The following is a 25,159-nucleotide window of genomic DNA, read 5'->3' on the forward strand; positions in this document are numbered from 1 at the left end:
CCCATTTGTTACATATACGATAGTATTATAGCATAAAGTGGACAGGATATAAATAAATTTTTTGTGAATAAGCAAATTGCTGATATTATAAAGCTGTTAAAGCAGCGGCTGTGGCGGCAAACACGGCGGCGGACGGGTCGTTTTCCCGTTCGGACAGGGGATGCCACAGGCGGTCTACACGCGCCATGCCGCCGGAAAGCCGGGTGTAGACTACCACCTGCTCCATGCCGAGCCGCACGCCGGTCAGCCGCAGGTGCATCATGCAGCGGTTCTCGCTCAGATAGATGGGCTGGGTGCGGTGCAGTGCAACGTAGCCGCGCACGTTGGCCCAGCGGTAGATTTCACTTTCGGCGAGGTCGTGGATGCTGCCGTGCTCACCGAGATGGACGGCGGTGCTGCTCAGCACCAGACTGCGGTCCACCGAGGTGACTTCGTCGTGACCGGTCAGCGGTCGTTCGTCCGCACCGAGCGTGCACAGCGCGATATTGTTGCGTAACGGGTAAAATCGCAGCGGAAGCGCGTTTGTTTTAGCCGCTGCGGTGAAAACTGCTGTCTGCGTAAAAACTCCTCCGTTGCGGCGTGATTTTGCACGGATTTATCCACAGACTTGTGGATAATTAGATGACTCCATGCCGGTGCCGCGGAGTGTTATTGTATCACGCGGAATGCGCGGGATTTGTCAAAATGGAAATTTCAGCAAGCGGGATTTTCCGGGTGGAACCTTTTCAGCACCGACTGTGCGTGGAGCACGAACTGCGTGAGCGTGTTCGTTCTTAACGGGCGGGGAGTTTTTCGCTTGTATCAAGCGGGGGAGTTGCGCTCTGCGGAGCGCGGGAACGTGCGCTGACGCCGCGCGGGCGCACAAGAGGGATGGACACCAAGGTTTCCACCCCTCTTGTGAATCTCCCCGTTTCCTCTTAGCGTCTGCCTGCCAGAGAGCTGAGACTATGGGGGAACGGCAGAGGATTTTTTCTACCGTAGGGGAGCACAGTGTGCTCCCATGTCTCGACCTATTCGCAGTGTCAGATAGCGTACTGCTACGCATACGGTTTCATCTACGCAGAGCGCGACATAACCGTGTCGCGCAATTTTTGGGCACGTTATACCGGAAGGCACCTGCGAATCTGTCTGTTTGGCACAATTTATCTTCGCGGGTGCTGTCTGTTATAACGCGCTAACGAATCGTGAGGCACTGTTATGCCGCACTCAGCGTAGACTGAACCGTATGTGTAGCAGTACAGTAACTGAACTGCGAAAAGGTAAAAGAAAAGGACGGACCCCATAGGTGGTCCGTCCGTACGCCTGAAAAAATCCTCTGCCGTATCCCTTTTTCGAAGCGGTCGCCGGTCTCTGGTCTGCGCCAGACTAAGAAATAAAGGAAACGGGATTCACAAGGGTGGAAACCTTGGTGTCCATCCTTGTGCCCACCGCCGTGGGTACGGCGGTAACGCGAAGTGCGGTAAATTACATATTACCGCCCTTGCTGCCTTCCCACACGCCGGTGGCGAGTGCAGACAGGTATGCGTTGATAAAACCGTCAATATCGCCATCCATTACAGCGTTGATATTGGCATTTTCAAAGCCGGTACGCGTATCCTTGGCGAGCGTATACGGCATGAAAACGTAGGAGCGAATCTGGCTGCCCCATTCAATCTTCTGCTGAACGCCCTTGATGTCCGAGATTTTCTCAAGATGCTCGCGCTCCTTGATCTCAACCAGCTTGGAGCGCAGCATGCGCAGGCAGTTTTCCTTGTTCTGCAGCTGGCTTCGCTCGGTCTGGCAGGCTACAACAATGCCGGTTGCCTTGTGAATCAGTCGAACCGCAGACGAGGTCTTATTGATGTGCTGACCGCCTGCACCGGACGAACGGTAAACCTGCATTTCGTAATCATCCGGCTTGATCTCAAAGTCCGTGGAGGTATCCGGAATATCCGGAACGACCTCTACTGCCGAGAACGAGGTCTGACGGCGGCCGGATGCATCAAACGGAGAGATACGGACCAGACGGTGTACGCCGTTTTCACCCTTGAGGAAGCCGTAGGCGTTTTCGCCTTCAATGAGAATATCGGCGGACTTGATACCCGCGGTATCGCCATCCTGGTAGTCCATGATCTTATAGGTAAAGCCGTGACGCTCTGCCCAGCGGGTGTACATGCGGTACAGCATCGCGCACCAGTCCTGCGCCTCGGTGCCGCCGGCACCGGCGTGGAAGGATACGAGCGCGTTGTGGCTGTCGTACTCGCCGGTCAGCAGCGTGCGCAGCTTTTGCTCGGCAATGCCGTCTTCCAGCTCCTTGTAGCCGCTTTCCAGCTCCTCAAGCATGGATTCGTCGTTTTCTTCGATCGCCATTTCGCAGATGGTGAGCAGGTCATCGCACAGCTCGGTCATCTTGTTGTACGCTTCAACCTTGCCCTTGAGCGAGCCCATGCGGGAGACGATCTTCTGGCTCTCCTCCGGATTATCCCAGAAACCCGGCTGAGAGGACTTGATCTCCAGCTCCTCTACCTCACGCTTCGCCTGCTCCAGACCGAGCGAGGTGTACAGCTCCTCAAGCTCGGGCTTGAGGTTGTTCAGCTTGACCTTGTATTCCTCAAATTCCAGCATGAAAATGCTCCTTCACTTTCAGATTGTTCAAAATTTCAGTACCTTATAGTATATAGGTTCACGAGGGACTTGTAAAGATTTTTTCGTGAATTATAGCAGTTTAGATAAATAATGCGGCAAAAGTAGCGTATAAAGCGCGCAAAGAGCAAGGAAATTTTATGAAGCCGTGCTGGGCGCATGGCGAATGAAATTGACGATGCTATTTGCGTGCTGTATGCGCGCACTTGTTGCAGTATTTGTCTGAACTGCTATAAGGGGTTGTCCCGTAAAGATTGTGTACATTTCCACAAGTTCGGCTTGACTAATCGCTTTTTTTCCCATATGATAGTTACTGTAAAAGGGAGTAGCTCACGCAAGAGCGCGTGGTCGGTGCCGACAAGCCCGATTGACGAAAAGTCAATCCGTACCGAGCCGTAAGCAGCAAGACTTTTACCGCAGTATGCGGTAAAAGTCTTTTTTTGTGCTCTGCAGCCGGAAATCGAGCGAAAACTCCCGCGTAAGCATGTACACTGTTGGGGACAAGGGCATTGCCGTGATGGAGCGGTGCTGCCCGAGATTTTCCGGAAACGAAGGAGGAAACTGTATGCTGTCATTTGTATTTCTGGTGATTGGCTTTGCACTTATGATCTGGGGTGCGGATAAGTTTGTTGCGGGTGCATCCGCACTGGCGCGCAAGCTGGGCGTATCACCGCTGCTGATCGGTCTGACCATCGTTGCGTTCGGCACGTCCATGCCGGAGCTGGCGGTCAGTGTCACCGCGGCCCTGCGCGGTGCAAACGAGATTGCGGTCGGCAATGTTGTCGGCTCGAACATTTTTAATCTGCTGGTGGTGGCCGGTCTGTCCGCCGCTGTCTGTCCGCTTGTGATGGATAAAACGCTGCTCCGCCGTGACTGGCCGCTGTCCATTCTCGCGTCTGTACTGCTGTTGGGCGCCATCGCACCCGACCTGACCATCGCCCGTTGGGAAGGCGTTGTACTGCTGATTATATTCGCATTCATTCTGACGCACCAGATCCGCACCGCACTGCAGAACCGCGAGCAGCTTGCTGCCGCAGCAGCAGAAGCTGAGGCCGAGGCAGCGGAAGCACCCATGTCCACTGCGATGATCTGGGTGAATATCCTGCTCGGTCTGGCGTGCATCGTGATCGGCGGTCAGCTGGCCGTAAACGGCGCGACCGGTATTGCGCGTATGTTCGGCCTGAGTGAAACACTCATCGGTCTGACCATTGTGGCCATGGGCACCAGCCTGCCTGAGCTTGTCACTTCCATCGTGGCTGCACGCAAGGGACAGAACGACATTGCAATGGGCAATGTTATCGGCTCGAACCTGTTTAATATTTTCCTGATTCTCGGCGTTTCGTCGGTTATCACGCCGATTCCGGTACAGGCGACCTCTATCGTTGACTGCCTGTTCCTGATTGCCATCAGCGCGGTATTTTATCTGCCGGCGCGCAAGGGCAAGCTCGGACGTGTGCCGGGTATCGCCATGGTGGCAATGTATGCTGTCTATACGGTGTATCTTATTATGCGATAAGGTATCGCGGTCTCTTGCCTGCCCGGCAGGGGCACAAGGGTGGACACCAAGGTTTCCATCCTTGTGAATCCCGGTTCCTTTATTTCTTAGTCTGGCGCAGGTCAGAGACCGGCGACCGCTTCCATATAGGGAACGGCAGAGGAAAATTTACCATGACTTTCGGAGAAAAGAACGTAGACAAGCCGATTCGCAGTGCTGCCGTTGAGAAGAAGGGTGCGTCTCAGACTTGGCGCGCTGCCCCGAAAGGTGAACGGATGGATATCCGCGTGTTCAACACCGAACCCGCGATAAAATCTCTCTTAGACATAGAAAAACACCCGATAGGATATTCCTGTCGGGTGTTGCCTTAATTGTAACGCAAAATCGTCATTCCGGCGGGCAAGGTGAGTGAGAACCATGCCTGCGCTCAGCACATTGGAGATAACGGTCGCAATCGGCACACCGGCCACACCAAGCTGTAGCGCGAATAAAATCAGCTTGTCCGCCAGACCGCCCTTGTGTTTGGTCTGTGCCATGAAACGATGATTCTCCTTGCATGAGAGCTGCGGCATTATCTTATCATGCGGCGGGCAGCGGCGCAATACGCGGGAAACGGATTTCATCATTGTAATTTTTCCTCGAAAATTGTATAATATTTTTGTATAGAAAAGCAATTTGCGTGCCGAATCTATCGTTTTGCGCCGCAGAGGAGGATAGAGGACATGAAATTTTTTGAAGCCGTGCCGGACGAACTGTTTTCGCCGCTGGCGTCACCGAACCGTGCGCTGTACGCGGATGCGCTCGATGTGCTGTACACGGCGTACCGCGAAAAGCTGAAGCTGCCCGAGGATATGCTGTATTCCATGCTGCGGAGCAGACTGGAGCAGCAGCTGGCCGAGGCTACCTTCGAGGGCGAGGACATCGACGAGGACGAGCTGCGCGATATTTCCGGCCGTGCCCGTTTCCTCATCCGCAAGCTGGGCAGCAAGGGCTGGTTTGAAAAGGAGCGCGGCACAGACTTTCGGGAATATATTACGGTGCCGGGCCACAGCAGCCGTCTGCTCGAGCTGTTCCACGCGCTGCGCGAGGACACGCCTGCACGCGGCTATTCATATGTGTTCGGCACCTATTCCACGCTCAAGGTCGCGCATGAGTCGGACAGCGTGTATGACAAAATGGCTGCTGTCTACGGCGCATATGACAACACGCGCGCGCTCATCAACCTGCTGCAGATGGTATATCACAACGTCAAGCATTATTTTCAGATGCAGATCGACATGCACAATGTCGGGGAAGTGCTCGCATCGCACTTTGATGATTTCGGGCAGAAGGTGATGGAGGCGTACATCCGTCCGCTCAAGATCAAGGATTCCGTGCCGAAATATCGTGTGCCGATACAAAATGTGCTGACAGACTGGGCGGAGAACGATGAACTGCTCATCGCCATGGCGAATGCCGCTTTGGCTGACCGCCGAGGGGACACGCCGGAGGACTGCCGCGCCGATCTTCTTCGCAAAATTTACTGGATACAGGAGTGCTACGACAATCTCGAGCGTGATTATCTGGATGAGATTGACGCACAGGTGCGCCGCTACACGCGCGCGGCCACGCAGAAGATCGAAAACCTGACCAACCGAGATCAGAACATCCGCGGCAACCTGCACACGGTGCTGACCGCGCTGTCGCGCAACCGGCGAGCCGCCGATCTGGTGGACACGATTCAGCCGGTGTTCCGGCTGTGCGAGCAGACCTATCTGTCCGAGAGCAGCCTGTGGTACCGCAAGCGTCCGGGCAAGCGAACAAAGGCCGCGCCTGTGCTCGTGCAGGAAACCGAAGCGGATACGGCAGCAGCCGCAAAGGCGGCTGCACTTTTGCGCTCGGAGTATGGCCGCGGCGCCATCGCGGCGTATGTGCAGGGCTGGCTCGGTGAAAGCGATGTGTGCCGCTCGGAGGATATTCCGCTCAAGAATGATAAGGACTATGTGATGAGCCTGCTGGCGGTGCTGACCGGCGGCGACCGCTCGGCGGATTTCACGGTGCAGGAGCTGGACGGCGAACGCCGGGAAAACGGCTATGCTATTCCGGAACTGCAGATCAGCCGGAAGGAGAACAACGAATGAATTTGGAATTTCTGAATACCGCTACCGCAAAGGAGCTGGAGCAGTTCAAAGCGGTGTGCAATCAGCTGCTCAGCCGCACCTATGTGGTGCGCACGCTGTACCGTCCGGGCAGGGGACGGGTGAGCAACCCGGACTACACCTTTTTATCCATTCATTATGAGTCCGTGCGCGAGTATCTCAGTCTGCTCGACTGGGATTTGCGGCGCGACGACATAAACGGCTACTTTTATGTGCTGAACACGGATGAAGCCAACAGGTGCATCCTGTCCAAGCGCGAAACCGCGATTCTGCTCGCCCTGCGCATGCTGTACGACGAAAGCCAGGAGCGCCTGGGACTCGAGCAGGACGCGCTCTGCACCGTGCGCGAGGTGCTCGAAAAGATCGTGACCGATTACGCCATCCTGCCGGCTAAGCCGAATATGGAGGAGGTCAAGCGGGCGCTGACCGTGTTTGAAAACCACTCGATTCTGCAGCGCATCGAGGGAAAATTTAATCAGGCTGACTGCAGATTTGCCATCCTGCCGACCATTCAGACTGCCGTTTCGAGCGAACGATTGAATGAGGTCGCAGCCGTGCTGCGAAAGGAGGAGACCGCCGATGAAGAAACTGAAGAAGATTCTGCTGATTAACTGGCTGTATTTCAGCAAGGAGATCATCGAGGTCGGCGACGTGAACTTTCTGACCGGCAAAAACGGCGCAGGCAAGTCCACGGTGATTGACGCGCTGCAGATCGTTCTCTTGGGTGAGACCAATGCGCGCAACTTCAATCTGGCGGCGAATGAGCGCTCACAGCGCACGCTGGACGGCTATCTGCGTGCCGATATGGACGAGAATAACCCGTATTCCCGCCGAGGCAAGGACTTTTCGACCTATATTGTCTGTGAATTTGAGGACGATATGGAGCACAATAGTTTCGTGTGCGGCGTGATGTTCGATTGCCGCAGTGACGGCAGCAAGCACGATCATTTCTTTATCTATGTCGGAAAACTGCCGGAAAACTGCTTTGTCGAGGACGGCGAGGCGATGGATATTCACGACCTGCGCAAATTCCTCAAGCAGAATTTCTCCCGCGCCGAGGTGTACGATACCCAGTGGGAGTACCGCCGCAACATGCTCTCGCGGTGGAACGTACACAACGAGCAGGTGCTCCGCATGATGAAAAAGGCGGTGTCGTTCCGCCCAATCGTGGATATTCAGCAGTTTATCACCGAGAATATCTGCGATATTCCGGATAAGCCGGATATCGAAGCCATGCAGCAGAACATCCGCAACTACAAGCGGCACGAGCAGCTGGCGCAGCAGCAGGAGGAAAAGCTGACCGCGCTGCAGGAGATCAGCACTTTGTACCGCGAAATGACGCGCTCGGTGGACCGCTGGCGCGTGCAGTCCTTCCTTGTGCAGTGGGCGCAGAAGGAGGACATGCAGGCGCAGATCGACAGCCGCGAGCAGGAAAAGCGAAACTGCCTGTCCGAGCTGACCGCGGCGGACACCGCGATTGAGGATTTGGCCGGGCAGGTGCAGGCGAAGGAGGAACGCCGCCGTCAGCTGGACCGCGATTATGCGCAGAGCGACACCTATCAGGAGCGCGAGCGGCTGGAAAATCAGAAGCAGTCGCTGCTGACCGAGCAGAGCAAGCTGGTGCAGGAGATGGAGCGTGACGCACTTGAGATCAAGAGGGAGGCTCTGCGGCTGACGCACCTGTGTGAGACCGCGCTTGCGTGGGACGCCGAGGAGGTGCTCGTTCCGGTGCAGCAGGCGGCAGAGCAGGTGCAGCGCACCTACGCACAGCTGTCGAGCGGCGAATGCGCGATCTTCTCGCAGGAGCAGACCGTATTCGAGGACGCCCAGCAGGCGGCAGCGGCCCTGTCGGACGCGCTGGCGAAGGCGGCGCATCAGCTTGGCGATAAAGTTGCAGAGCTGCAGCAGCAGCTGACCGAAAAGCAGACTGCACTTGCCGATCTGCGCAGGAATATCAAGGACTATCCGCGTGGACTGCTGCTGTTCCGTGCCAAACTGACGGAGGAACTGGAGCAGCAGACGGGAGCGCCGGTTGCGGTAGATATTCTTGCGGATGTGCTGGAAATTGAGGATGAGCGCTGGCGCGGAGCCGTGGAAGGCTATCTCAACAACCAGAAGTTTTATTTTCTGGTCGAACCGGCGTATTACGAGCAGGCTTTGCGTATTTACAACAAACTTAAGTGGGAAAAGAGCCTGAACGCCTACGGTCTGGTCGATATCGGCACACTGCGCGAGCGTGAGCATATTGACCCGCAGAGCGGCAGTCTTGCGGAAAAGGTGGAGACCGGGAACGCGCTTGCGCGAACCTATATGGATTATCTGCTCGGACGCGTGATGTGCTGTGACACGGTTGAGCAGCTGCGCGGGCATCGAACCGCTATCACAAATGAGGGCATGCTGTATCAGGGCTATGTGGCGCGTGCGCTCCGCAGAGACCGTATGGAGGATGCGTTCATCGGCCGTCATGCGGTCACGCTGCGTATCGCTCGTCTGGAGGAGGAGGCCGCCGGTCTGCAGACCGAGATTTCGCACTGGAAACCCATTTGGCAGGCAGTTTCTCAGCAGAAAACGCCCATGCTGACGCCATATTATGTGCGAAATATCGTACCGCAGCGGCAGGCGGATTTTCTGTACCGCGCGGAATTGGAGGAGGAGATCAACGCGATCGACGAGCAGGTTTCCCATCTCGACCTGCTGTGGTTGGAGCAGCAGAAGCAGCTGATCGCCGAAATCAGCGACGAGATTGCGGCGCTGAGTCGTCAGCGCGAGGTGCAGATCGCACACAAGGCCAGACTGGAGGAGCGTATTCGTCAGCTGGACGAGGAAATCCTGCCCGAGCAGTACCGCAGCCGCACCGAAATGGAGCGCAGGCTGGCGGAAAGCTTCTCGGAGACCTACCGCGATGATATCGGTCTGCCGCGCTACCGGCAGGAGCTGGAGCGTCTGCACCGGCCGGACATCGTGTACCGCAATTTCAGCAATCACCATGCACAGGTTGTCAACGAGATGGAGAACGCCCGCGCGGCACTCCTGCGGGCACGCCGAGAATATGTTGAGCGGTTGGGGCCGTGCTCGTTCCGCGTGGAGGCAGATGACAATGCGGAGTTCGATGCGGAACGCCGTGTGCTCGAGGAAAGCGAGCTGCCGCAGTACCGCACCAAAATCCGTGCCGCACGCGAGAGCGCGATGGAGCAGTTCCAGAACGACTTCCTGTCCAGGCTGAAAAGCAGCATCGAGCAGGTGCAGGATCAGGTAAAGAACCTCAATCGGGCACTGCGGCAGGCGCAGTTTGGCACGGACAGCTACCAGTTCCGCGTGGATCGCAATCCGGATTACGCCGAATATTACGACATGATTATGGCGCCGGAGCTGATGGAAGGCGATATTACGCTGTTTTCCGCACAGTTTCAGGAGAAATACGGTCCGCTGATCGACAAGCTGTTCAGCCAGATCACCATGGCGGACGATACCCAGCTCAACGCCCGCAAGCAGAGTGAGCTGCAGGAGAACATCGAGAGGTACACCGACTTCCGCACCTATCTGAAGTTCGATCTGGAGACCACCGATCAGAACGGCTCCAAGCAGCTGCTGTCGCAGACACTCAACACCAAGTCGGGCGGCGAGACGCAGACGCCGTTCTATATTGCGGTTCTGGCCTCGTTCGCGCAGCTGTACCGCGTGAGCGATACGTCCAGCTTCGGCAATACGGTGCGTCTGGTCGTGTTCGATGAGGCGTTCAACAAGATGGATAGTGAGCGTATCATCGAAAGCGTGCGTCTGCTGCGCAAAATGGGTCTGCAGGCGATCATCTGCACCCCGCCGGATAAGGTTTCGGATATCATGCCGATCGCGGATAGAACGCTGCTGGTCGATAAGCATAAGTATCGGATGCACATTCTGCCGTTCAGCAAGGAGAATGCACAGTAAAGAAAAATCCCGCTTTCTCGCGTGAGAAGGCGGGATTTTGTGTTATTTCGGACAGGCTGGCGTATTCTAAATTGTACGCTGCGGGCAGAACATCTTACAATTCACCGCACATGAGTGCGCCGAGCGCGTCCTCGAAGGTACGGCTGCCGAGAGAAATCGCACCGAGTGCTTCGGCACGGCGTCCAACCTCGTATTTGTGCAGGTGCACGCCGCCTTCCGGGCACTGCGTGGTGATATACACGCGCGTACCGCTTTGGATCAGGTCGCGTACGGCGGATTCCAGACGGGCGGGTACGCCGCCTGCGCCGAAGGCTTCGAGTACAACCTTGGGGTAGCCGAGCAGCACGGAGAAGAATGACGGATCAAGATCAGGTGTCAGGCGCACGGGCAGAATGTGGGTGTCGATCTGCTCGATAAGCTGCGGCGCGCCGGAAGGTGCGGACGCGGGTTTGCTCCAGCGCACTTCGCCGCCGCAGATTTCACCGGCCGGTGCGGCATTTGCCGAGAGAAATGCGTCAATCTCGGTCGAATGCTGCTTGAAAACGTGGCTGCCGTGCAAAATCTGACCGTTCATTACGGCGTACACGCCTGCGCGTCCGTCTGCCGCAGTGCGGAACGCATCCAGCAGATTGCGCGGCGCATCCGAGTCCGGCACGCCCATCGGCAGCATGGAGCCGGTCAGCACGAGCGGCTTATCGAAATGCGGCAGCAGGTGGGTGAGCAGCGCGGCGGTGTATGCGAGCGTATCCGTGCCGTGCGTGAGTACAAAGCCGTCGAATTTCTCGCGGCTTTGCCAGACCGCCTGGGCCATGCGCTGACGGTCGGCGGCGGTTACGTCGGTCGAGTCGAGCTGCATGAGATCGAGCGTTTCGACTGTGCACAGCGCAGACAGTTCAGGCAGTGCGCCGAGCAGCGCGGTGCCGTCCAGAGCAGGGGAAAGACCGCGTTCGGTCTCGCAGCACGCAATCGTGCCGCCGGTGGCGATCATTAAAATATGAGGCATGATTTTCCTCCTGAAAGTTGTTTTTACGGATAGAAAGCCGGATTAACGGCACTGTGCTTGATAATTTTCTCCCCATTTCCACAGGGCGTCCATCACGGGTTTCAGGCTGTACCCGAGTTCGGTCAGCGTGTATTCCACGCGCGGCGGCACCTCGGCGTAGACCTTGCGCGTCAGCAGACCGCTCTGCTCCATCTGGCGCAACTGTGCGGTCAGAACCTTCTGTGTGACGTGCCCGATGGACTTTTTCAGTTCGCCGAAACGCAGGGTGCCGTTCATCAGGTCACGCAGGATGAGCACCTTCCATTTATCGCTGATAAGCGTCAGCGTGGTCTCGACAGGGCAGGCGGGCAGTTCCTGTTTTGCAGTCGATTCGGTCAGTTCCATGAGAAAAACCTCCTTGTTAACGCGATTTGCGCCAATAGTATCTTTTGGGTAACTACACCACAATATTGTGCTTACTTTACAGATTGTCACTACGGCTTTATTATAGAATCACCGAAAGGGAAAAGCAATCCCAATATAGAAAAAGAAAATAAAATCTTCATGGAGGTATTTATCATGAGCAAGGTCGTAGAATTTCTGCAGGCGAATCCGGTACAGTATCTGGCAACCGTAGGCCGTGACGGCAAGGCAAAGTGCCGCCCGTTCATGTTCTCGGGCGAGATGGACGGCAAGCTGTGGTTCTGCACGAACAACACGAAGGACGTTTACAAGGACATGCAGAGCAATCCGGAGATCGAAATCTCGGTTTCCAGCCCGGAGTACGCATGGATTCGCCTGCACGGCAAGGCTGTTTTCGAGAACAACATGGCTGCCAAGGAGATGTGCATCGCAAATCCGATCGTCAAGAGCCAGTACGGCGAGGCGACCAACCCGATCTTCGAGGTGTTCTATCTCGAGGATGCACACGGCAGCATCGCTGATTTCTCCGGAAATCCGCCGTATCAGTTTTAATTCCTGTCGCGAAACCACGGTTTCGCCGACAAGAGGAACGGACCGTTGGCCGTTCCAAAGTCGTCCGAAAGTTCCTATACAGAAACTTTCTCCCTCTATACGTAAGAAAACCGAGGCACATGTCCCCGGTTTTCTTGCATTTGCAGAGCAAATGCTATTGAATATGCGCTGCGGCGCCAGAGTATAGAAGCACAATATTACAAAACAACTATTTTATGCGTAAATACAAACTAACCATTGAACCAATGTACCCTGTCGATGTATACTAATATCTAGCTTACATCAAGGGGGTAAAACAATGGATTTTATCAAGAAAAACGGCGCCGGACTGCTGCTGTGCCTGTGCATTGCGATTCCGGCGTGGCTGCTGGGACAGGCGGTGCCGGTTGTCGGCGGACCGGTATTCTCCATCCTGATCGGCATGGTGCTCACACTGTTCTGGAAGAACAAGACCAAGGTGCAGCCGGGTATCGGCTTTACCTCGAAAAAGGTGCTGCAGTACGCGGTTATCCTGCTCGGCTTCGGTCTTAACCTGTCCGAGATTGCCAAGGTCGGCGCACAGTCGCTGCCCATCATCGTTTCAACCATCGGCACCTCGCTGATCGTATCGTTCGTGCTGTGCAAGGCAATGAAGGTACCGTCCAACATCTCGACGCTGGTCGGTGTCGGCTCGTCCATCTGCGGCGGCTCGGCGATCGCGGCAACCGCTCCGGTCATCGGCGCGGACGATGAGGAGATCGCGCAGGCGATTTCGGTTATTTTTCTGTTCAACGTCATCGCGGCGCTGACCTTCCCGACGCTCGGCGGCATGCTCGGCATGACTGACCACGGCTTCGGCCTGTTTGCGGGCACGGCGGTCAACGATACCTCGTCCGTAACGGCAGCCGCTTCCGCATGGGACGGCATCCACGGCAGCAATACGCTGGAAATCGCTACTATCGTCAAGCTGACGCGCACGCTGGCGATCATTCCGATCACGCTCGTACTGGCACTGTGGCGCACCCATAAGGCCAAGACCGAGCAGAGCCAGGGCGGCGAAGCCTTCTCGCTCAAGCGCGCGTTCCCGATGTTTATCCTGTACTTCGTGCTCGCGTCCATCATCACCACGGTGTGCACCACGGTCGGCGTACCGGCAGGCGTGTTTACGCCGCTCAAGACGCTGTCCAAGTTCTTCATCGTTATGGCGATGGCGGCTATCGGCATGAATACCAATATCGTAAAGCTGGTCAAGACCGGCGGCAAGCCGATTTTCATGGGCTTCTGCTGCTGGGTTGCTATCGCGTGCGTCAGCATCGTGATGCAGCACTTGCTCGGGTTCCTCTAAGCGAAAAGAAAAGCACAAAGGACTAATGTCCTTTGTGCTTTTCGCGTTTTTGCTGCTGTTTGAGTGCATAAAGCCGTTTGGCATCGGCCTGTTTGCGCGCACGGCTCCGGCGCTTGCGCGCCTGCTTGTTCTGCTCCTGCTGGAGCTGCAGCGCCTGCTGCGATTTGGTGCCGATGCCGACTTGCGCGGTCTGCCGTCCGGCTTCCCGCTGTGCTCGTTTGGGATTGCGGTGCGCAGGCTTTACGGCAGTCTCAACAGCCGGACTGAATTGCAATCGGTAGTAGTGCCGCAGCAGGTACATCAGCAGCTCCGGCTCCTTCGGCTCTGCGCCGAAGGTTACCTTTGCCGCGGATAACCTGCCGTTTTCGATCCGCTCGAATACACCGACCCAGAACGGGTCCTCAAAAAATACGGTCAGTCTGCCAATTACTTTGTCCATTGTTTTTCCCTCCTGAAAAATAAATGAACAAAGAATGGACAACCCGGAGGGGCAGGTTACTTACCCTGCAAAAGCAGGACGGCCGGGCTACCTACCGGCTCTGGTGCACGGAGTGCACGTTGCGTTTTTATCTTTGCAGTTTTATTATAGCATGGAAATGCAGGATGCGGTTGAAGATTTTGATTTGCGGGTTCGATATGCCTGCCTGATAGCATAACAGAAGTCCCTGTACCATACAGCACAGGGACTTGAAAGAAAGAGAGATTTAGGCGTTTTCCATGATGGCCTTAACGGCAGCTGCGGTATCGGTCAGCGGGAACAGCTCATAGCCGACACGGCCGGTGTAGCCGCACTCCTCGAGGTGACGGATAACCTTCTTATAGTTGATCTCACCGGTGCCCGGCTCATGACGGCCTGGAGCATCGGCAACGTGAATGTGGCCGAAGGTGTCGCCGTAGTTGGAGATGGTATCGCAGATGCAGCCTTCGTTGATCTGCATGTGGTATACATCATACAGCAGCTTGAGACGCGGAGAGCCGATCAGACGAACGATTTCAGCGCCCATCTGGGTGGTAGCGAGGAAGTTGCCGACGTGGTCGGTGGTGATGTTCAGCGCCTCGAGGTTGAGGTTGATCTCTTCCTTCTCGGCCAGTTCAGCGCAGGCGAGCAGCGTGTCGTACATCGAGCACAGCTTTACGGTGTGGGAAAGGTTATCGTAGTGGTTTACTACAATGCCGCCATCACCCAGTGCGTTGGAGTGGATGGTAACGCTGGCTGCGCCAACCTTCTTAGCCGCCGCGATGGACTCCTTCAGGTAGTCCAGATACTTCTGCTTGTGGGTCGGGTCTACGAGCGAGTAGTCCGCATCACCGTTGAAGCCGGAAATGGCAATGCCGGCCTTCTCAGCAGCCTCGCGGGTCGCATCCAGATCGCGGATACGCCAGTCCCAGAACTCTACGGCCTCAAAGCCGTCGTTCTTGGCAGCCTGAAAACGGTCGAGCCAGTCCAGCTCGGTGTAAAGGGTGTCGATGCAAGCGCATTTTCTCAGTGCCATAATAAATTACCTCCAAATTTTCTTGTTTCGGTTGTCTTACTCTTTTAAATTGATGATACATCAAGCGCAGCGGATATGCAACGCTGCTTTCCAAAAATTATGCTCCGATGCCGAGCGGCGAGAATGCCAGATAAACCAGCACAACGCATACGATAACGATCACGCTGACGATATTGCGGTACTTCCACGGCGTCAGGTCTACCGCGCCGACGTCCTCCTGTACCCAAACCTCAGCACCCTTGCGCTTATTGTGACGGTGCATGAGGTACATGATCAGCATTTCAAGCGGCCACAGAACGGATACGGCGTACAGATAGTGCATGGTGCCCTCGTTGCCGCCGAACAGCGAATAGCTGGGAGACAGGAGCATGAAGCCGCCATAGCAGATGATGTGGAATACCATGATGAAGCGTGCGCTGTACTTCGGCAGGCAGTTGAAGAAGAAGCCGCCGAATACACCGGACAGGACCGGCAGACCGACCAGCATAACAAACGAATCGAGGAAGGTCTTGAGACCGGCAGGGAAGAAGTAGACCATCGGACCGACGATCATCGAGAAGATCGCGAACACAATGCCGATATTCTTGCCGACCGAGACCAGCTTTTTATCGCTGGCGTTCTTGTTGATGAATTCCTTGTAGATGTCCATCGTGAACATGGTGTTTACCGAGTTGAGCACCGAGTTGAACGAGGACAGGATCGCGCCGAACATAACGGCTGCGAAAAAGCCCATGATCGGCTGCGGTACAACGCGGGTGATGAGTGCCGGGTAGGCATCGTCCATCATGGAAACCTGCGTGCCCTCGATGTTGAAGATCGCGTAAGCGATAACACCCGGCAGAGCGAGGAACATAAAGCCGAGGATCTTCAGGAATGCGCAGTAGAGTGCGCCCTTCTGTGCTTCCTTGAGGTTTTCAGCGGCAAGTACGCGCTGGATGAACGACTGGTGGGTGCACCACGACTGGAAGCCGAGGAATACCAGACCGAGGAATACGGTCGGCCACGGAACCGCCGGTGCTTCGCTCTGTGCGGGAGCGATGGAGTTGAGCATGTCTGCGTGGTTATGAATGAGGTAGCGCACACCGTCCATGATAGCAACGCTGCTTTCACTGCCGGAGGCATGACCGAGCACGTTGAGTGCCAGAAACGGGATCATCAGACCGCCGATCAGCAGGCCCACGCCGTTGATGGTATCCGATACTGCAACAGCCTTCAGACCGCCGAAGATAGCGTAAATCGAGCCGATGATAGTGATAAGGATACACAGGATAACGATGGACTGGAACTTGGTAATGCCAAGGATTCCGGACAGGTTGAAAATGTTTTCAAACACCAGCGAACCAGAGTACAGGATTACCGGAATCTGCACGAACAGGTACAGAATGATGTATGCGATGGAGAACCACAGCTTAGTGGGTCTGTCATAGCGCTCACCGAGCAGCTGCGGGATGGTGGTAATGCCGCTTTTCAGGTAGCGCGGCGCGGCAAACAACGCCAGCACGATCAGCGCGGTGGCTGCCATGACCTCGAATGCCATCGGGCTCATGCCGATCGCCCAGGTCTGTCCGTTTGTACCGACAAGCTGCTCTGCGGAGAGGTTGGTCAGCAGCAGTGAGCCTGCAATGACAATGCCCGGTAGACCGCGTCCTGCCAGAAAATAGCCGTCGGCGGTGGTCTGGTCATCGCCCTTGGTCTTGACGTAGGAGATGACCGCAACTAAAATGGTAAAAAATACAAAGGTTACGCAAGTGAATATCATTTTCTCTGTTCTAACTCCCTCGATTTGCATAAAAAACCGTTGGTGCATAGCGCACCAACGGTTTTAGCACATTGCTTAGACTGTGTGCGTGGTGTGAAAATTAAGCTGTGATCAAGCCTCGATCTCGGAGATCTTGACCGGGCGGCCCTCATGCAGCGACTTGGTAGCAGCTGCTGCCATCAGTACCGGATACAGACCGTCCTCGCCGGTAACCGGAGTCTCCTTGTCGTTGATAACGGCATCTGCGAATGCCTGCATTTCTGCAACGAATGCACCGGTGTAGCGGTCCCACATTACCTTGTAGGCTACGCCGTGTACCGCGCCGTCTGCGGTGGACAGAACAGCGGTGTTCGGGGTGTCGTTCTGGTCCTCGGCACAGCCTTCGGAGCCGAATACCTCAACGCGCTGGTCGTAACCGTAAACTGCCTTGCGGCTGTTGTCGATCACGCCGATCGCGCCGTTTGCGAACTTGAGGGTAACGAGCGCAGTGTCAACGTCGCCGGCCTCACCGATGCCCGGATCGATCAGAACGGAACCAACTGCATTTACCTCGGTAACTTCGCTGCCTGCGAGGAAGCGGGCCATATCGAAGTCATGGATCATCATATCATAGAAGATACCGCCGGAAACCTTGACATAGGATACCGGAGGCGGCTCCGGATCGCGGGAGGAGATCTTGATGATGTTGACCTTGCCGACCTTGCCGTCACGAACCATGTCGTAAACTGCGCGGTGGTTGTGGTCGAAGCGGCGGCAGAAACCGATCTGCAGCTTTACGCCGGCTTCCTTGGCTGCGTTGATGGCAGCGTGAACCTTCTCCAGATCATAATCAATCGGCTTCTCGCAGAAGATGTTCTTGCCTGCGTGAGCAGCCTCGATGATGTACTTGGAATGGGTGTCGGTAGAGGAGCAGATGAGAACTGCCTCGATCTCGGGATCGTTCAGAATGTCATTTGCGTCCCTGGTGGTGTTCGGAATGCCGCAGGACTTGGCAAATGCCTCGGTCTGCTCATTCATAAACGGGTCAGCGATGGTCTTGATCTCCATCTCCGGTACGAACATGGAAATGTTCTTTGCGTGTACCTTACCGATACGACCCGCACCGATAATACCTACTTTCATGGGTGTTCCTCCTTAAATGAACATTTGGAATAAAAAGAGAGGTTTGTATGAAGCGTTGGAGCGCGTTTCCATACATAGTTTCCGCCGCAGGCGGTATTAAATCGTGAAGGCGTTGCCTTCACAAAAAAACGCGGAGTATGTATCTGCGTTTTTTTACAAGTAAGAAAATCGGTGTGCCGCTGTGCGACGCGCTGATTTTCGCCCGGGAATCATCCGCGGCAAAGCCGCGGTGTTTCCCATCTCCTTGAAATGCGTGCATTTCAAGGAATTATTTCAGCCAGTTTGCGAAGTTGTCCAGACGAGCCTGTGCGTTGTCCTTGGTGATGATCTCGGTGCCGGTGTCTACGTCGCCGTACTCCTCGCCGTTCAGGATCTTCACGATGGTCTCAACTGCCTTGTAGCCGATGTCGAAGTTGTTCTGTGCAGCAGTCATGGTCAGCTCGCCGTTCAGAACGGCTTCTACTGCGGACTTCTGGCCGTCAAAGCCGAGGAAGATGGTTTTTGCGTAGTTCGGATTGTCCTTTGCGGTACGGGCAGCTGCCAGCGCCATATCGTCGTTGTTGGAGCAGATGATGGCAACGCCTTCCGGATACTTGCTCATGATGCCTTCCATCGCGGTTACAGCGAGGTCAGCGGTTGCGTTAGCGTACTGGGTCTCTGCATCAAGGAACTCGCCGCCGGCTTCGTTTACGCCTTCGCGGTAGCCTTCCATGCGGGCGGTGTTGGTTGCGTCACCCTGAACGCCTGCGATCTCGATGCACTTGATATCGGTCCAGCCGGCTGCCTTTGCAGCTTCAACAGCGGCCTTGCCGCCCTCCTTGGCTGCCTCCTTGTTGCCGGTGCCGACGAATGCGAGGCACTTGTCGGAATCAATGCGGGTATCGTATGCTACGACCGGCTTGTCGGTGTTTGCGATAGCGGTTGCAACAGCCTCGGACTGCAGCGGAGCGATCAGGTAGCCATCGTAGGACTCAACCGCAAGGTCGGTCTGGATGGTGTTGAGCTGCTCCTCGTAGTAGGTCTCAGCCGGAGGGCCCTTGATGTCCAGGCTGACCTGATCCGGATGCTCATCCTCATAAGCCTCTGCGCCTGCCTGAACGATGTTCCAGAACTCGGCAGCGTTGGTCTTGAGCACCATGCTGATCTTGTACGGGCCGTCATGGGTGGAGGCGGTGTCGCCGCCGTCGTTTGCTGCAGAAGAATCGGTGCTGCCGCCGCAAGCGGTCAGGCTGAGTGCGAGGGCGCTGGTGAGCAGGGCTGCTAACAGTCTCTTTTTCATAGTGAGTCTCCCTTTCTTTTCTCGTTTTTCTTCTCGTGTCTCTCTTTCAGCACTGTGCGTTTGTGTGCTCTGTGCTGTTTATGTGCTTATTATAGCGAGCGGGTACGGGAATGTCAACAGGCAATTTGCCTGTGTGAAAATCGTTAAAATGGAAATAACGTCAAAATAAATGGATAAAATGCGTGTAAATGCGTATAAACTGAGAAATACAAAACAAATATGTGGAAAGCGAGGGTGGTCACAAGGTTTGGTGTGTGCAATTGTATATGTCGCACAAAGCACATATTCTGTGAAAAACACAGAATATCGCATATGGTTTTGAAAAAATGAAAAATGGAGCATAAAACACCGAATATATCGGAAAATCTGCACCAAAAGCTGTGTGTGCAAATACACGGAAAGAGGGGGAGAACAGATTGCGTCTTCACAAAGCACAGAAATATGGTATAATAAGCACAGAGAAAAGAAACATTGCAGAGAGATGCAGGATAGTATAAAGAGCAATTACGAAAAGGTGAAGGATTATGAACAAAAGACCAACCATTCAAACGGTTGCCGAGCTTGCGGGTGTTTCCCGCGGCACGGTAGACCGTGTATTAAATAATCGTTCGTATGTGCGCGCGGATGTGCGTGCACGTGTGCTGAATGCCATTCAGGAGACCGGTTATCTTTCTCCGAAGGAGGCGCATCGGCAGGCCGCAGAGGCAAAGCTGCCGCTCAAACCTGTGCGTTTGGGTGTGCTTTTGCCAAACTGGAGCGGCCCGTTCCACGAGGACGTCCCGAGAGGCATTCAGGCTGCGCGTTCTGAGCTGGAAAAGCGCGATGTTGAGGTGCGTGTGTGCACTTGTGATACAGATATTCCGCGCGAGACCATCGAGCTGCTGGACGAGCTGGTAAACTGGGGCGCGCAGGGCATCGCACTGTGTGCATTAAATGATATTTCGATCGAAGCACGCATCGGAGAATTGGCCGAACAGGGTATTCCGTGCATCACGTTCAACTCGGATCTGCCGAACAGCCGCCGCTTGTGCTTTGTGGGTCAAAATTACGCACAAAGCGGCCGTATCGCCGCCGAGCTGCTCAGCAAGTGCGTGCCGAAAAACGCGCGTGTGCTGGCGATGGCGGGCAATCTGGAGTACGACGGCCACCGCACCCGTTTAGACGGCTTCTGCGAGCATCTGAAGAAAAAGGGCTTCTCTTCCTCGCAGATTGAGATTGAGGAGACCTATAACGACTACCGTTTGACCTATAACCGCGTCACGGCGGCGCTGCAGTCAGACAATCCACCGGCGGCCATCTATATGGCAAACCGCAGCGTTACCGGCTGCGTGGACGCACTCAAAGCTGCAGGCATGGATCAGCAGGTGCGTGTGATCGCACATGATATGTCGCTGAGACGCAAGCAAATGCTGCTTGACGGCTCGCTTGACCTGACCATCACGCAGGACATGTTCCGGCAGGGCAGCCAGCCGCTGCGCCTGCTCGCAGACCTGTTGCAGAAGAATATTCAGCCGGAAAACAGTAATAAGGGGTCGGAAATTTCCATTATCTGCGCACAGAATATCGAATAACGCAAAAAAGACGCTGTATCAAGCTGATACAGCGTCTTTTTTTGCTTGTTCTGGGTGTTTTTGCCGTTATGCGATAAGAACTCCGCCAAATGAGGCGGGCTGAGGGCAGCCCGCCCTACGGGATTGCAGAACCGGCTTTTATCGCGGATTCTGCGGCATCTGCCAGGCGAAATGGTCGCAATGCAGCAGCTCCTCCGCTCTGTGCGAGCACGGCTCATCCAGATACTCGCGGTACAGCGCCTGAACCGCCGGATTTTCGTGCGAAAAACGCAGCGGTGCATTCTGATCGAGTCGGAACAGAACCTTGCCGCGGTCGGCGGCCTTTTCGCGGTCGGTGCCGTCCACCGGCTGACCGCCGCCGCCGGCACAGCCGCCCGGGCATGCCATGATCTCCACAAACTCATAGTGTACCTCGCGGCGCTGCAGCGAGCGCAGAAGCTGACGCGCGTTGCCCAGTCCGCTCGCTACCGCGCAGCGCACAGTCCGGCCTGCCAGCTCGAACGTCGCTTCGCGCCACGGCAGCGGAGAGATCGTGCCGTCGTCACGTACCTCGCGGAACGCATCCGGAGACGGATTTTCGCCGGTGGTGAGGAAGTACGCCGAACGCAGCGCAGCCTCCATGACGCCGCCGGTCGCGCCGAAAATAACGCCTGCGCCGGTGCCGTCGCCCAGCGGAGAATCAAACGCGGATTCCGCGATATTTTCCACATCGAGGTGCTCGGCACGCGCCATGCGCGCCAGCTCTCGGGTGGTGATGACCAGATCGACATCGCTGCCGTGACCGGCCGAATCCATGCTCGGCAGCTCACGCTCGGCCTTTTTTGCGATGCACGGCATGATGGAGATGCTGTAAATTTTGTCCGCGTCCACGCCGAGATTGTGCGCCAGCCAGGTCTTGCCGACCGCGCCGAACATCTGCTGCGGCGACTTGGCGGTGGACAGGCGGCCGGTCATTTCCGGGAACTGCGACTTCAAAAAGCGCACCCAGCCCGGGCAGCACGAGGTAAACATCGGCTGGTTGTCCAGATCGCCTGCCTGCAGGCGCTGGAGCAGCTCGGTGCCCTCCTCCATGATGGTCAGATCGGCGGAAAACGTGGTGTCGAACACATAATCCGCGCCTAATTTGCGCAGAACGGACACCAGCTGACCGACGGTTGCCTTGCCGGTCGGCATGCCGAAGGCTTCGCCCCATGCAGCACGCACGGCCGGAGCAATCTGCACAATGGTCACGCGATCCGGATCACCGAGCGCGGCATACGCCTTCTGTGTGTCATCGCGCTCGCGCAGAGCGCCGGTCGGGCAGTGCGTAATGCACTGACCGCACAGCGAGCAGTCCGCCTGCTTGATTACGCGGTTTTCCGAAACATCAATGGTGGTGCGTGCACCAGAGCCGCTGATATCCCAGACGGACAGCGACTGCACCTTGTCGCATACCTGAATGCAGCGCATGCACTTGATGCACTTATTTACATCGCGGTAGAGCGGGAACGTGGTCGTCCAGTCGGCCTTTTTGCCGTGTGCGAGGTCGGTGGGGTAGGAAACACCCAGAATGCCCATATCGTTTGCGATCTTCTGCAGCTGGCAGGTGCCCGAGCGGATGCAGGTCGCGCACTTGTTGTCGTGCTGCGAGAGGATAAGCTCCATATTGACACGGCGCGCCTCGAGTGCACGCGGAGAATTGGTGTGGATGACCATGCCTTCACGCACGACGTTGTTGCACGAGGGAACCAGCTTGCCCTCGCCCTCTACCTCGACACAGCAGACGCGGCAGGCGGAGATTTCGTTCAGCTCTTTTAGGTAGCACAGGCTGGGGATTTCGATATCGACAGAGGCGGCGGCATCCAGAATGGTGGTGCCTTCCGGTACAGTCACCGGAATAGAATTGATCGTCAGATTTACCATTTAGAAGAACGCCCTCCCTTGAAAATACCGTAGCCGAAGTGATCACAGCGCAGACAGCGGGAGGTCTCCTGATGAACCTCCTGCTCGGTCATGCCGCACTTTACCAGATCGAAGTTGCCGACGCACTCCTCGGCGGGTCTGCTGCGCAGCTCGATGCGGCCGCAGGCCGGCATATTGGTCAGATGCGGTGCCGGAATCTCAACATCGCTCTTGATAACGTGACGGAAGCCGAGGTGCGCGTCAATGTTGGCTGCAGCCACCTTGCCGGCGGCTACCGCGCGGATAACGGTCGCCGGACCGGTAACGGCATCGCCGCCCGCGAATACATGCGGGGTGTTCGGCACGAAGGCGTCGGACTCGGCATGAATCTTGCCGCGCACGACCGGAGCGATCTGCTCGAACGGCTTTGCGTCGATGGACTGGCCGATGGCTACGATAACGACATCGCACGGCGTGCGGAGCAGCGGCTGATCGGCATCGTAGGGACGCGGACGACCGTCCTTGCCGTAGGAGCCGATGACCTGAGGACGCGTCCACAGAGCGGTAACGCGACCCGTTTCATCGGTCTCAATGTGATCGGGTGCCTGCAGCGAGAGAATCTGGCAGCCTTCGCTCTGTGCTTCCTCGATCTCCTCAGCGAGCGCGGTCATATCGGTCACGCGTCGGCGGTAGACGCACGTTACTGCGGAGGCACCGAGACGGATTGCGGTTCGGGTTGCATCCATCGACACGTTGCCGCCGCCGATGACGCAGACGCGCTTGCCCTTGAAGTCCGGCACACGGCCCTCGCCGATGTCGCGGAGCAGCTGTACCGCGGAGTGTACGCCGACTGCGTCCTCGCCGGGAATGCCGATCTTCTTGTCGTTATGCGCACCGATGGAGATGTAAACCGCGTCGTACTGGTTCTCAATCTCAGCGAACGAAATATCGCGGCCGATGGAAACGCCGGTGTGCACCTCAATGCCGGTGGACAGGATGAAGTCGATATCCGCATCCAGCTTGTCCTGCGGCAGACGATAATCCGGAATGCCGTAGCGCAGCATACCGCCGAGCTTGGGACGCTGGTCATAGACTACGACCTGATGACCCATCAGCGACAGGAAATACGCCGCCGACAGACCACCCGGTCCGCCGCCGATGATGCCGATGCGCTTGCCAGTCGAGGGTGCGGAATCCGGCGGCGTGGTGTTGTCCGCGTGGTCGCACGCGAAGCGCTTGATGCCGCAGATGTTGACCGCATCGTCCACCATACTGCGGCGGCAGTGTGCCTCGCACGGGTGCTCGCAGACATAGCCGCATACGGTCGGGAAGGGGTTGTCCTTGCGGATCAGGCGCACGGCGTCGTTGTAGCGGCCGGCACGCACGAGTGCAATGTAGCCCGGAATATCCACACCGGCAGGGCACAGTGCTACACACGGTACCGGATGATCCCAGCCGAACAGACAGCGGCCGCTTTCCACATGGGAGAGGTAGTCATCGCGGAAGCCCTGCACGCCCTGCAGAACCATGCGGGCAGCCTCATAGCCGATGGCGCAGTCCGCCGTATCCTGAATGACACGGGCGGTTTTCTCGATCAGGTCAATGGTCTCCGGTGTTGCGGTGGAATCCAGCACCTGCTCGAGCAGAGTGGTCAGCTGCCCCAGACCGATGCGGCACGGAACACATTTGCCGCAGGTCTGTGCATGGCACAGACGCAGGAACGACAGCGACATATCCACCGGACACAGGCCCGGAGGACTGGCGCTGATGCGCCGCTCGATATCGCGGTACAAGCCGGCAATGACGGTCTCAGCCTTGCCCGGCGTTTCAATGGATAAACGACTCAAAAAAGTCCCCTCCCTTTCTTGTAAAAACATATAAAAAATAATAGAACTTTTGGGCGGATAAGTCAATTGCAACTCAGTGATTTTGGAGAAAATACCAATAAAAAGCTGCTCGCAGTGACAGCTGGAGGACGGATATGCTATACTGACAGAAAAGAGAAGGAGAGCGAAGCTGTGCGTATCATCAATTTCGGTTCGCTGAATATAGATAAGGTATATCGGGTGGAGCAGTTTGTCCGGCCGGGACAGACCATCACCGCGAAGGACTGCGCCGTAGCTGCGGGAGGCTTCGGCGGCATCCGCCATCGCTGTCTCGCGCACAGGAACGCATAAATCATCGGAAACGGGGCAAACTGAATCTCCGAAAGGAGTGTATCGGTATGCACGTTACAATCGAACGAGGCGGCTGTATTTCCTGCGGCCTGTGTGAAGGAACCTGTCCTTCCGTGTTCCGCATTGCGGAGGACAGCCTTGCCGAAGTCCATCATCAGCCGGAAACCGCAGAGGAGCAGGCGGGCGCGCAGGAGGCCGCAGGCGGCTGTCCGGTGGCCGTCATTCATGTCAGCTGAGAACGTAAGCGTAAAGGCAGACTGTCGGGTCTGCCTTTTTACATCGACCGCAAGAATTTGAAAGTTTGCCCGAGAGACCCGCTCATATCCCGCAAATAGGGGCGTTCTTTTCGCAAGAATGCTCTGTTTTTTCAGCCCCCGAAACGCTACAATAGAATCATCAAATGGAGAGCGGCAA

The 25,159-nt window shown here is 56.2% G+C and carries 21 protein-coding genes; 9 read left to right on the forward strand and 12 right to left on the reverse strand.

Annotated features, from left to right (window positions below):
* Positions 1-85: 85 nt before the first annotated feature.
* Positions 86-421, reverse strand: a complete 336-nt coding sequence (locus PGY33_RS02000; protein WP_116704759.1) for a hypothetical protein — start codon at positions 419-421, stop codon at positions 86-88.
* A gap of 1,043 nt (positions 422-1,464) precedes the next feature.
* The gene (gene prfB, locus PGY33_RS02005) at positions 1,465-2,604 is read right to left on the reverse strand and encodes a peptide chain release factor 2 (RefSeq protein WP_110435513.1); all 1,140 of its coding nucleotides are present in this window, start codon (positions 2,602-2,604) and stop codon (positions 1,465-1,467) included.
* A 583-nt stretch (positions 2,605-3,187) separates the two neighbouring features.
* Between prfB and PGY33_RS02010 the strand changes: the two genes are divergently transcribed.
* Positions 3,188-4,138 (forward strand): calcium/sodium antiporter, encoded by a 951-nt coding sequence (locus PGY33_RS02010; RefSeq protein WP_118760733.1) that lies wholly within the window; start codon positions 3,188-3,190, stop codon positions 4,136-4,138.
* Positions 4,139-4,437: 299 nt separating this feature from the next.
* On the opposite strand, the gene PGY33_RS02015 is transcribed toward PGY33_RS02010, so the two are convergent.
* Complete coding sequence (locus tag PGY33_RS02015; RefSeq protein WP_147358057.1) at positions 4,438-4,653, reverse strand: hypothetical protein; 216 nt, start codon at positions 4,651-4,653, stop codon at positions 4,438-4,440.
* A gap of 186 nt (positions 4,654-4,839) precedes the next feature.
* On the opposite strand from PGY33_RS02015, the gene PGY33_RS02020 reads away from it, so the two are divergent.
* The 3 genes from PGY33_RS02020 to PGY33_RS02030 are packed head-to-tail and all read left to right on the forward strand — an operon-like array spanning position 4,840 to position 10,182.
* A complete protein-coding gene (locus tag PGY33_RS02020) occupies positions 4,840-6,237 on the forward strand; it encodes a Wadjet anti-phage system protein JetA family protein (protein ID WP_270477091.1) in 1,398 nt (465 codons plus the stop codon).
* A complete protein-coding gene (locus PGY33_RS02025; protein ID WP_270477092.1) occupies positions 6,234-6,866 on the forward strand; it encodes a DUF4194 domain-containing protein in 633 nt (210 codons plus the stop codon). Before PGY33_RS02020 ends, PGY33_RS02025 begins: the two co-directional genes overlap by 4 nt.
* On the forward strand, positions 6,835-10,182 hold the full coding sequence (locus PGY33_RS02030; RefSeq protein WP_270477095.1) for an ATP-binding protein: 3,348 nt from the start codon (positions 6,835-6,837) through the stop codon (positions 10,180-10,182). The genes PGY33_RS02025 and PGY33_RS02030 overlap by 32 nt, the downstream gene beginning before the upstream one ends.
* Before the next feature lie 94 nt (positions 10,183-10,276).
* On the opposite strand, the gene PGY33_RS02035 is transcribed toward PGY33_RS02030, so the two are convergent.
* Together PGY33_RS02035 and PGY33_RS02040 are read right to left on the reverse strand one after the other, a co-directional pair.
* On the reverse strand, positions 10,277-11,185 hold the full coding sequence (locus PGY33_RS02035) for an asparaginase (protein ID WP_270477097.1): 909 nt from the start codon (positions 11,183-11,185) through the stop codon (positions 10,277-10,279).
* A 42-nt stretch (positions 11,186-11,227) separates the two neighbouring features.
* Positions 11,228-11,569, reverse strand: a complete 342-nt coding sequence (locus PGY33_RS02040) for a winged helix-turn-helix transcriptional regulator (protein WP_118753448.1) — start codon at positions 11,567-11,569, stop codon at positions 11,228-11,230.
* A 174-nt stretch (positions 11,570-11,743) separates the two neighbouring features.
* Between PGY33_RS02040 and PGY33_RS02045 the strand changes: the two genes are divergently transcribed.
* Both PGY33_RS02045 and PGY33_RS02050 read left to right on the forward strand, forming a co-directional pair.
* The gene (locus tag PGY33_RS02045) at positions 11,744-12,139 is read left to right on the forward strand and encodes a pyridoxamine 5'-phosphate oxidase family protein (protein WP_270477099.1); all 396 of its coding nucleotides are present in this window, start codon (positions 11,744-11,746) and stop codon (positions 12,137-12,139) included.
* 298 nt (positions 12,140-12,437) lie between these two features.
* Entirely contained in the window at positions 12,438-13,463 is a 1,026-nt protein-coding gene (locus tag PGY33_RS02050; RefSeq protein WP_118753450.1) for a YeiH family protein, read from the forward strand.
* 22 nt (positions 13,464-13,485) lie between these two features.
* Here PGY33_RS02050 and PGY33_RS02055 read toward each other — a convergent pair whose 3' ends face one another.
* From PGY33_RS02055 to PGY33_RS02075, 5 genes are all read right to left on the reverse strand, one after another.
* Complete coding sequence (locus PGY33_RS02055; RefSeq protein WP_118753451.1) at positions 13,486-13,902, reverse strand: YjdF family protein; 417 nt, start codon at positions 13,900-13,902, stop codon at positions 13,486-13,488.
* 265 nt (positions 13,903-14,167) lie between these two features.
* A complete protein-coding gene (locus PGY33_RS02060) occupies positions 14,168-14,956 on the reverse strand; it encodes a TIM barrel protein (protein ID WP_118645790.1) in 789 nt (262 codons plus the stop codon).
* Between the two features lie 97 nt (positions 14,957-15,053).
* Entirely contained in the window at positions 15,054-16,715 is a 1,662-nt protein-coding gene (locus PGY33_RS02065) for a solute:sodium symporter family transporter (protein WP_158578142.1), read from the reverse strand.
* A gap of 111 nt (positions 16,716-16,826) precedes the next feature.
* Complete coding sequence (gene iolG, locus PGY33_RS02070) at positions 16,827-17,837, reverse strand: inositol 2-dehydrogenase (RefSeq protein ID WP_118753453.1); 1,011 nt, start codon at positions 17,835-17,837, stop codon at positions 16,827-16,829.
* 268 nt (positions 17,838-18,105) lie between these two features.
* Complete coding sequence (locus tag PGY33_RS02075) at positions 18,106-19,116, reverse strand: sugar ABC transporter substrate-binding protein (RefSeq protein WP_118753454.1); 1,011 nt, start codon at positions 19,114-19,116, stop codon at positions 18,106-18,108.
* A gap of 524 nt (positions 19,117-19,640) precedes the next feature.
* On the opposite strand from PGY33_RS02075, the gene PGY33_RS02080 reads away from it, so the two are divergent.
* On the forward strand, positions 19,641-20,687 hold the full coding sequence (locus PGY33_RS02080) for a LacI family DNA-binding transcriptional regulator (protein WP_118753455.1): 1,047 nt from the start codon (positions 19,641-19,643) through the stop codon (positions 20,685-20,687).
* Between the two features lie 138 nt (positions 20,688-20,825).
* Here PGY33_RS02080 and PGY33_RS02085 read toward each other — a convergent pair whose 3' ends face one another.
* Together PGY33_RS02085 and PGY33_RS02090 are read right to left on the reverse strand one after the other, a co-directional pair.
* Positions 20,826-22,589 (reverse strand): [FeFe] hydrogenase, group A, encoded by a 1,764-nt coding sequence (locus PGY33_RS02085; RefSeq protein WP_118477943.1) that lies wholly within the window; start codon positions 22,587-22,589, stop codon positions 20,826-20,828.
* Entirely contained in the window at positions 22,583-24,415 is a 1,833-nt protein-coding gene (locus PGY33_RS02090) for an NAD(P)-binding protein (RefSeq protein ID WP_118753456.1), read from the reverse strand. Before PGY33_RS02090 ends, PGY33_RS02085 begins: the two co-directional genes overlap by 7 nt.
* Positions 24,416-24,586: 171 nt before the next feature.
* Between PGY33_RS02090 and PGY33_RS02095 the strand changes: the two genes are divergently transcribed.
* Together PGY33_RS02095 and PGY33_RS02100 are read left to right on the forward strand one after the other, a co-directional pair.
* Positions 24,587-24,745 carry a hypothetical protein gene (locus PGY33_RS02095; protein ID WP_243038495.1) on the forward strand — a complete coding sequence of 53 codons (159 nt, stop codon included), beginning with the start codon at positions 24,587-24,589 and terminating at the stop codon, positions 24,743-24,745.
* Between the two features lie 47 nt (positions 24,746-24,792).
* On the forward strand, positions 24,793-24,981 hold the full coding sequence (locus PGY33_RS02100; RefSeq protein WP_118753457.1) for a ferredoxin: 189 nt from the start codon (positions 24,793-24,795) through the stop codon (positions 24,979-24,981).
* Positions 24,982-25,159 lie beyond the last annotated feature (178 nt).

This window comes from Butyricicoccus sp. AF18-9LB (assembly GCF_027684505.1).
In the GTDB taxonomy this organism is placed as follows: Bacteria; Bacillota; Clostridia; order Oscillospirales; family Butyricicoccaceae; genus Agathobaculum; species Agathobaculum butyriciproducens.